General features: G+C 34.6%; 7 protein-coding genes and 1 pseudogene. 3 read left to right on the top strand and 5 right to left on the bottom strand.

What is annotated here, in order from left to right:
• Positions 1-1,758: M10 family metallopeptidase (locus tag FWJ34_RS16205; protein ID WP_308256383.1), on the bottom strand; the 1,758-nt coding region annotated here is incomplete at its 3' end.
• 288 nt (positions 1,759-2,046) lie between these two features.
• On the opposite strand from FWJ34_RS16205, the pseudogene FWJ34_RS19615 reads away from it, so the two are divergent.
• Positions 2,047-2,106 (top strand): annotated as a pseudogene (locus FWJ34_RS19615) (hypothetical protein); the annotation flags it as partial.
• A 93-nt stretch (positions 2,107-2,199) separates the two neighbouring features.
• Here FWJ34_RS19615 and FWJ34_RS16200 read toward each other — a convergent pair.
• The 4 genes from FWJ34_RS16200 to FWJ34_RS16185 form a co-directional block, all read right to left on the bottom strand.
• The gene (locus tag FWJ34_RS16200; protein ID WP_308256382.1) at positions 2,200-3,540 is read right to left on the bottom strand and encodes a (Fe-S)-binding protein; all 1,341 of its coding nucleotides are present in this window, start codon (positions 3,538-3,540) and stop codon (positions 2,200-2,202) included.
• 139 nt (positions 3,541-3,679) lie between these two features.
• Positions 3,680-4,309 carry a hypothetical protein gene (locus FWJ34_RS16195; RefSeq protein ID WP_308256380.1) on the bottom strand — a complete coding sequence of 210 codons (630 nt, stop codon included), beginning with the start codon at positions 4,307-4,309 and terminating at the stop codon, positions 3,680-3,682.
• Entirely contained in the window at positions 4,275-4,937 is a 663-nt protein-coding gene (locus FWJ34_RS16190; protein WP_308256379.1) for a hypothetical protein, read from the bottom strand. Before FWJ34_RS16190 ends, FWJ34_RS16195 begins: the two co-directional genes overlap by 35 nt.
• Positions 4,938-5,091: 154 nt before the next feature.
• A complete protein-coding gene (locus tag FWJ34_RS16185) occupies positions 5,092-5,616 on the bottom strand; it encodes a hypothetical protein (protein ID WP_308256378.1) in 525 nt (174 codons plus the stop codon).
• Between the two features lie 324 nt (positions 5,617-5,940).
• On the opposite strand from FWJ34_RS16185, the gene ruvA reads away from it, so the two are divergent.
• The gene (ruvA, locus tag FWJ34_RS16180) at positions 5,941-6,576 is read left to right on the top strand and encodes a Holliday junction branch migration protein RuvA (RefSeq protein ID WP_308256377.1); all 636 of its coding nucleotides are present in this window, start codon (positions 5,941-5,943) and stop codon (positions 6,574-6,576) included.
• Between the two features lie 190 nt (positions 6,577-6,766).
• Positions 6,767-8,361 (top strand): chaperonin GroEL (gene groL / locus FWJ34_RS16175; RefSeq protein ID WP_308256376.1); only part of this gene is annotated, 1,595 nt, incomplete at its 3' end.

Raw genomic sequence — 8,361 nt, 5'->3', positions numbered from 1 at the left:
AGGTAATACTCCGCCGGCAAAATCTGTAGCACTAGCCGGATTTGTACCTGAACCTGTAACCGCCCAGTTAACATTATTAGCTCCGGTGGTTGTACCACTGCGAGTAACGGTGAAGGTAAAGGCTTTTGTACCGCTATTTCCTTCTGTTTGATTGGCATTGGTAGGGGCGATCGCTAAATTGGTGGTGGTGGGGTTAACAGCATCTGTAATCAGAATTGTCAGATCAGAAAATGTTAGATTCTCAATGTCAAATAGGCTATCTATACCATCTCGGTTAGATAATAAATCCGTGATAGTATAAACGCCATTAGAGCCTGTTACTTGATATTGTGAAAAAGTTCCTACATAAACAGCGAAGTCGTTACCAACACCTCCTGTCAGACTGTCATTTCCACTGCCGCCTTGGAGGATGTCATTACCGCTAAAACCATTTAGGCTATTGTTAAATTCATTGCCAGTAATGGTATCGTTAAAATTTCCTCCATCTGCATTTTCGATCCTCACTCCGTTAGCGATGGTAAAGCCTCCGAAAATACCATTAATAGATGATAAATATCCTCCAGCACCGGCACCGTCTGCTATGTTGAGAGTAGCATCATTAAGATTGATGGTGACAGCAGAAGTAGCTCCATTGGCACTGATTTTGTCAATTCCGCCAGTATCCCATAGAGAAGAGTACATAGTTCCTGCTTGATTAACAGTGGGCAGAAAATAAGTGTTATTACCAGAATTGGAAGTGGTATTAGCTCCATAAAGATACTGAATAGCGGCAATGTCAAAAGCCATCGGTGTTCCCTGATAACCATAAGCGACAGTACCTGGATCAAAACCACTAGAAGCTAACCCATCGTTATAGGACATAGTAGTATAGATTCCCTGATTTAATCCAAAATCTCCTAAACTACCGAAGGGTGAAGTTACCCCGGGATAGATAGATGAACCACCACCATTATCATGGGGATGAGCTAATCCTAATCCATGGCCTAATTCATGAATCAAAGTAATAAAACCATAATTTCCCCCTGGCATTACATTATTAGTGTCCCATCCTTGTCCTTGCCAGTTGAAGTAACCTATTCCTCCACCATTGGTACCCGGAGGTCCAAACATTCCTAAAGCATCGAATTGAGAACTATTAACATTATAAAAGCCGAGGGTAGCTGATTCTTGGTTATCTCCTGCATCGACAAATTGAATATTAGCTACTGCTGCCCAAGTATTCAGGGCGTTAATCATGGATGTTCTTTCTGCACTACTCCAATTAAAAGCCTGAGTAGTAATATTCTGAAAAGCATCATCAAAACTTTCTGTGCCAGCATTCCAAAAAGAATAGGTGATAATCGTGGTGGTGGAAGACGTGCCAGGATTCCAATAATCACCGCCCCAAAGAATTCCATCGATGTAAGTGTTGCCGGTAAATTCCTTATTACCAACAGGAACAACTGTTCTTTGTAATGTTGCTGAAATTTTTTCTTGACGCTTATTTTGAGTGTTAGTAATAAGCAAAAGATTTTCTGAAACATCGTCTTTAGGTAAACTAAGTTTCAGGAAAGATGAAATATTGAGACTATCTTCTTCTGACAGTGGATTCTTTTTGATTTTTTTTACTTTAGCTGTATTTTCTGAATTGGCGATGGATTCTTCCGTTGTAATTTGTAGCTTTTCCAAAGAATTCTCTTGTAAATTAGAAACAGATAACGAAGGATGCAAAGATGATAGTAAGTCATCACTATTATATAGTGGACGAGTAAGTGTCATAAAAAACTCCTAAAATTATTATATAGCGTTTTTAATTATGGTGAGGTATCTATAAATCTTGCTAACAATGGGATGACTGCCCCTTGCCCGTACCTCGCTTATGTGAAAATTGCTATAGTCACTACCAGTATTTTAAATGGAAGTGTCCAAAGAATTATTGTTACAATAATAACATAACTAAAACAATAATCAATTTTAATAATATTTAAGTGAATTCTCTTCTAGTATTCTACCTCAGTTCGATTTAAAGAATACTTACTATCTCATAGAAAAGATGAGGAAGCATGGTCTGTTTTTATGGAAAAACTCGGTAATTTGGACGAAAATCAGGGATATTCTCCTAACTAATTTGTCCACAGAAGAAATGGGGCAAATTTTTCAATCAAAGTTAAATCAAAAAATACCCCATTAATTATTTTTATGCGATCGCTTTTTAAAAGTTTATTGACGTTTTATAGCATAGTCTAATAATTCGATGGGATGAATAACTGTGATTTTTTTTCCTTGTAACTGTAAATGTTTTAATATTTGTAAAGAACATCCGGGATTAGGAGAAGCGATAATATCAGCACCTGTATTTAATAAATTGCGCACTTTTTGCTCTCCCAATTCATTAGCGACATCAGGCTGTAGTAAATTATAAACTCCTGCACTTCCACAACATAAGGCATTGTCTAAAGGCTCTTTTAACTCTAAATTAGGAATTTGTTGTAACAGTTGTCGAGGTTGTAAACTAATTTTTTGCCCATGTAATAGATGACAAGCATCATGATAAACTACTTTAATTTTATGATCGCTAATGGCAGATAATGGGGTGTTTAAGCCAATTTCTGCTAAAAATTCCTGTATATCTTTGACTTTACCGACAAAATCTTTTGCTTTCGCTAAATAGCCCGAATCATCGGCTAAAATATGATGATATTCTTTAAGAGTATGACCACAACCAGCCGCATTAATAACAATATAATCTACCCCCGTATCAGCAAAACTATCAATCATTTGACGGGCGAGATTTTGAGCTTGATTTTCTTGCCCTTGATGAGTGGGTAAAGCTGCACAACACCCTTGACTTTTAGGAATTACTACTTCACAACCATTAGCGGTTAAAACCCTTACCGTAGCTTCATTTACCGAATCAAAAAATAATCTTTGCACACACCCTAAAATCATCCCTACTCGATACCTTTTTTCACCTTTAGCTGGAATAATGTAAGGATATTTTTTATTAATGGCTTTAAGATTAATACGAGGCAAAATTGACTCCATAGAAGCAAGGCGAGGAAAAAATTTCAGTAATCCTATTTTTCTGACGAGGGTTTGTAAACCTGATATTTGATAAAACCAAAGTAAGGGCAAAAAAATACTTAATCTTTCAGGATAGGGAAATAAATAAAAAATGAGACTACGCAGGAATTTTTCCCAGGGGTTACGAGGTTGATTTCTCTCTACTTGAGGTCTTACCGCCGCAATTAACTGGTCATATTGTACCCCTGAAGGGCAGGTACTCACACAGGCTAAACACCCTAAACAACTATCAAAATGTGGGGCTGTGCTATCATCTAAATTTGCTTCTCCTTTATTAATAGCATTTATTAAATAAATTCTTCCCCTTGGGGAATCCATTTCTTTGCCAATAACTCGATAACTAGGGCAAGTCGATAAACAAAAACCGCAATGTACACATTGATCAACTAAAGATTGTGGAGGAGGATTTTTAAAGTCAAAGCCTTTGAGATTAGTTTTTAAAGAATTGCTATTTTCGGAGATGATAGGAGTGTGCATAAATTTATAATTATCTATAACAATGATAGATTTTATGAAAATTAAGAAAAAATAATGCTCTTTCTAAGTTACCTTAATTGGGTGCATCCTCAAAACACTAAAACCCAGTGAATTGAGAAATATCCTCCAAATTTTTGCTTTAATTGAGGATGAAATTGACCATAAGTAAATCACAAATTGATTTATGATTTTTTTTCGATAATTTTCGATAATTTTCGATAATGTTCATTATATTAGATTCCAATATTGTTGTTAAGGCTTTCTTAGATGGTTTAACTAAATTTTCTGCTATTTCTTCTAAATATAACTCTAAAATTATTCGATCAAGATCTTCTGGATTGTTAAAAGAAGGTAATTTTTCCTTCTCCTGCTCATTATCTTGATCTTTTGTTGCTAGATTATGTCTATTACCAGTATCTTGATTACCAATATCTTGATTATCAATGAAGGGGTTAGTCATGTTAAGATTCTCTACATTAACCTGAAAACCACTGTTATGATTAGTAGAATCATCAATGGTAACAGGATCTATTTTCTTTTCATTTAGAGTATTATTTTGGTTAACATCATCAGTAATAACTTGAGATAATGGAGTTGTAACAACACTAAAATTTTCAGTCTTGTTCTCTTGAGACAATTTCTTTAATTTTTTATCTTCTTTATATTCATATACTAAATTTTCGACATGAGGTAAATGAATTTTGCCCGTTTTTCTGCTGTCATTTTGATATAAATTAAGAATTAAGATGTCCATAGCTATCTCCGTCATAATCAACCTCCAAAGTTTTTTCTAAATTTTCGATAATAGGATCACAATTCGGTAAAATAATTTCTGCTTCTAAGGTATTATCATCAGTGGCATTAAGTTTTTGTGATGCCATTAATGATCGTCTGATATTATTAAAATAATCGTTAATTTTTCCTTGAAGTTCTTGATCATAAGATAACTGTACATCTTCACTAGAAGCATGACGTAAAGCCATTAGACAAGAAGCAATACTGGTAATTAGGGAAATACCAAATACAAATAAAGAAAGTCCTAATTCTGTCCATTTACTGCTAAATAATTTACTGTAAACTTCTTGTGTTGCTAAACCTACTAACATGGGAGAAGATTTCATTTCCCCATTATCGTTAAAGTGTTGTTGATAGGCAGTTATGGCATTAGATTTTAAAAATTGTACATCAGAACCGGTATCAACTCTAGCAGTTAATAAAGATTGATAGTCATTAAAGGCTTTTTCATACTTGAGATTATTTTCATCTTGGATACGGGTAACTTGACGACAAATAGGCAATTGTTGAAAAGGTGTTTTTTCCCAATTTTTATTTCTTTCATCATGAAGTCCGTATAGTTTCACAAAAAAACTATCCCAAAGAGGATTACTGCGAGACAAACTATTTAATTTGGCTTCTCCAGCCTCACATTTTTGTTGTATGGCTTGATAACTAGGATCATTAATAGTAGCTAAATCTTTGACTTTTTGTTCTTTTTTCGCTAAATATTCATTGGTGATGGTAGTAGCATAAATACCATCTAATTTAGAGCGATTATTTAGAGCGATTATTGATTAATTCGATACCAATTCCACTAGCGGCAGTTTGTATAATATTTAGAGTAACTAAACCAAAAAATGCCCATTGTGACCAACTTTTATTACCAGGTTTGTTTCTAGCTACTGCACCCCCAAAAATATTACCGATACTAAGAATACCTCCTGTAATGCCCACTGCCGCACCTGAAGCTATGAGAAAACCCATATTTTGAAAACAGAAAAACAAAAATGGTAAATTAGGAAAAGCATTAATCCAGTTAGCCACTGTAATCGCACCAGCAGTATATTTCGAGTTTTTTTCTAAATCTTTAGTAACATAAACCTTACCATGTAAATCATCGGGGTTAACAATACATACATCAATTATTTTTTGTACTTTGCTTGAAATCTGCTTTTCTTCGGGGATGTACTTACCTTGTTGAATTAATTTCGCTTTCTCAAGTATATCTAGGCGAGTACTTTTAATATAGCCTATAGCTTCAGGAGGTTGATTTTCATCAAGATGTTGAAATTCTTTCATGGATAGTTTGTATTTGATCAGGTTAGTGTAAAATTACATGATATGATGGTTATTTTCTCAGGAAAATTGCCTTACTAATATATCAGTTTCGTTTTCTGATTTTATGCAATATTTTCAAATATTTTTTTTATTTACTATCGTATTTTATTAGGTTTTATATCCATTGACAGATAAAAAACTTTAAATATTATTCAAGATAACTCTTATGATTCATAATTTTTCAAATATTTTTAAGTTGGTGGCAATAACAAAATTTCCCTATGCAAAATTAATGATCATTATCAATTATTATATATACATAAATATAATTAAATTTTATTTTTTATGATTAGTTATTTTCAAGGTATTATTAATAATATTATTCTTAACAATAATCGCAATATTTTAATATTAGAAGTAAATAATATCGGCTATGAAATTCAAATTCCAAGTCGTTTTGCTCGACAATTAGATATTAATTCTGATGTGCAAATTTTAGTTTTTACCCACTTTCAAGTAAGAGATGATCAACATATTCTTTACGGTTTTTCTACTGCTGCCGAAAGAGATTTATTTCGCCAATTAACTGCTATTTCTGGTATTGGTTCACAATCTGCCATCGCCTTAATTGATACATTAGGATTAGAAGACTTAGTACAAGCCATTGTAACAGGAAACATTCGTTTATTAACAAAAACTCCCGGAGTTGGACAAAAAACCGCCGAAAGAATCGCTTTAGAATTGAAAACAAAATTGGCACAGTGGCGCATTTCTGCTGGGATTATTTTAAATACTACTAACGTCTTACCTAATGCTGAAATTATGGCGGATTTAGAAATGACTTTATTGGCGTTAGGTTATACCAATAACGAAATACAACAAGCAATTTCTGTCATTAGTCAAGACAATTTATTACAAAAAAATCCTCATGTTGAGGAGTGGATTAGAAGTGCGATCGCATTTTTATCATTAAATGTTTAATAACTGATAGCAATTTCTTTACAAAAATCAACAGTTTTAATCTTAATTCCTTAGGGATAAGAGTAAAGGCGATTACTCCCATCACTTTCATTAGCAATATTTTTGGTTAAAGGTGAAGATAACCGTATTAGCACTCAGACACCAAGAGCGCTAAATTGATGTATGGTGAATAAATAAATTAGAAATCTATATGTCTAAAATCGTATCATTTAAGGAAGAATCCAGAAGATCTTTAGAACAAGGTGTTAATGCTTTAGCTAATGCTGTTAAAGTAACTTTAGGTCCTAAAGGTAGAAATGTTTTATTAGAAAGAAAATTCGGTGCTCCGGAAATCGTTAAAGACGGCATCAGCGTTGCCAAAGAAGTTGAGTTAGAAAATCCGTTACAAAATGTTGGTGCAAGATTAGTCAGAGAAGTTGCCTCTAAAACCAAAGACATCGCCGGAGACGGTACAACTACCGCTACTGTCATCGCCCAAGCTATGGTTCATGAAGGCTTGAAAAACGTTACCGCCGGGGCAAATCCTGTGGCGTTACGTCGTGGTATCGACAAGGCAATTAGTTTTTTAATCAAAGAAATTGAAGCTGTAGCACAACCAGTTCAAGGTGACGCTATTAGTCAAGTTGCCACCGTTTCAGCAGGTAATGATGAAGAAATCGGCGAAATGATTGCCACTGCCATGGATAAAGTAACCAAAGATGGTGTTATTACCGTTGAAGAATCTAAATCTTTAGCTACTGAATTAGAAGTAGTAGAAGGGATGCAGATCCATCGTGGTTATGTTTCCCCTTACTTTATCACTGATCAAGAAAAGCAGATCGTTGAATTTGACAATCCTTTAATTCTCATCACAGATCAAAAAATTAGTGCCATTGCAGACTTAGTGCCTGTATTAGAAAATGTAGCACGTTCAGCTCGTCCTTTACTAATCATCGCTGAAGATGTTGATGGTGAAGCCTTAGCTACTCTTGTGGTTAATAAAGCCAGAGGTGTCTTAAATGTAGCCGCCATCAAAGCTCCTAGTTTTGGCGATCGCCGTAAAGCGGCCTTAGAAGATATTGCCATTTTAACGGGTGGAAGAGTAATTTCTGAAGACATTGGTTTAAGCCTTGATACCGTTACTTTAGATTATTTAGGTAAAGCCCATAAAATTACTATCGAAAAAGATAATACTATCATTGTGGCCGATGGTGGTAATAAATCCGATATAGATAAAAGAGTTGCTCAAATTCGTAAACAATTAGCGGAAACTGATTCTGATTACGACTCCGAAAAATTGAAAGAGCGTATTGCAAAATTAGCCGGTGGTGTTGCAGTTATTAAAGTAGGTGCAGCTACTGAAACCGAATTAAAAGAGCGTAAATTGCGTATTGAAGATGCTTTAAATGCCACTAAGGCAGCTGTAGAAGAAGGAATTGTCGCCGGTGGTGGTTCAACCTTAATTCACTTAGCTAGTAAAGTAGAAACCTTCAAAAATACTTTAACCATTGACGAAGAAAAAATTGGTGCTCAAATAGTTATCAAAGCTATCGAAGCACCCTTACGTCAAATCGCTAATAATGCGGGGGTAGAAGGATCTGTTATCATCGAAGGAGTCAGAGAATCTGCTATCAATATCGGTTATAATGCCTTAACAGGTGAATATCAAGATTTGATCGCCGCAGGAATTATTGATCCAGTAAAAGTAGTACGTTCTTCTTTACAAAATGCCGCATCTATTGCTGGAATGATTTTAACTACTGAAGCACTTGTTGTCGAAAAACCCGAACCTCAAGCCCCAGCAAT

Origin of the sequence: Geminocystis sp. GBBB08 (assembly GCF_016743215.1) — a bacterium.
In the GTDB taxonomy this organism is placed as follows: Bacteria; Cyanobacteriota; Cyanobacteriia; order Cyanobacteriales; family Cyanobacteriaceae; genus Geminocystis.
The sequence above is the reverse complement of the archived record's forward strand: the minus strand, read 5'-3'. Positions and strand labels throughout refer to the sequence as shown.

Coding starts and splice junctions, on each gene's coding strand:
- FWJ34_RS16200 (WP_308256382.1), bottom strand. CDS start 3,540: ATGCACACTCCTATCATCTCCGAAAATAGCAATTCTTTAAAAACTAAT.
- FWJ34_RS16195 (WP_308256380.1), bottom strand. CDS start 4,309: ATGACGGAGATAGCTATGGACATCTTAATTCTTAATTTATATCAAAAT.
- ruvA (WP_308256377.1), top strand. CDS start 5,941: ATGATTAGTTATTTTCAAGGTATTATTAATAATATTATTCTTAACAAT.
- FWJ34_RS16185 (WP_308256378.1), bottom strand. CDS start 5,616: ATGAAAGAATTTCAACATCTTGATGAAAATCAACCTCCTGAAGCTATA.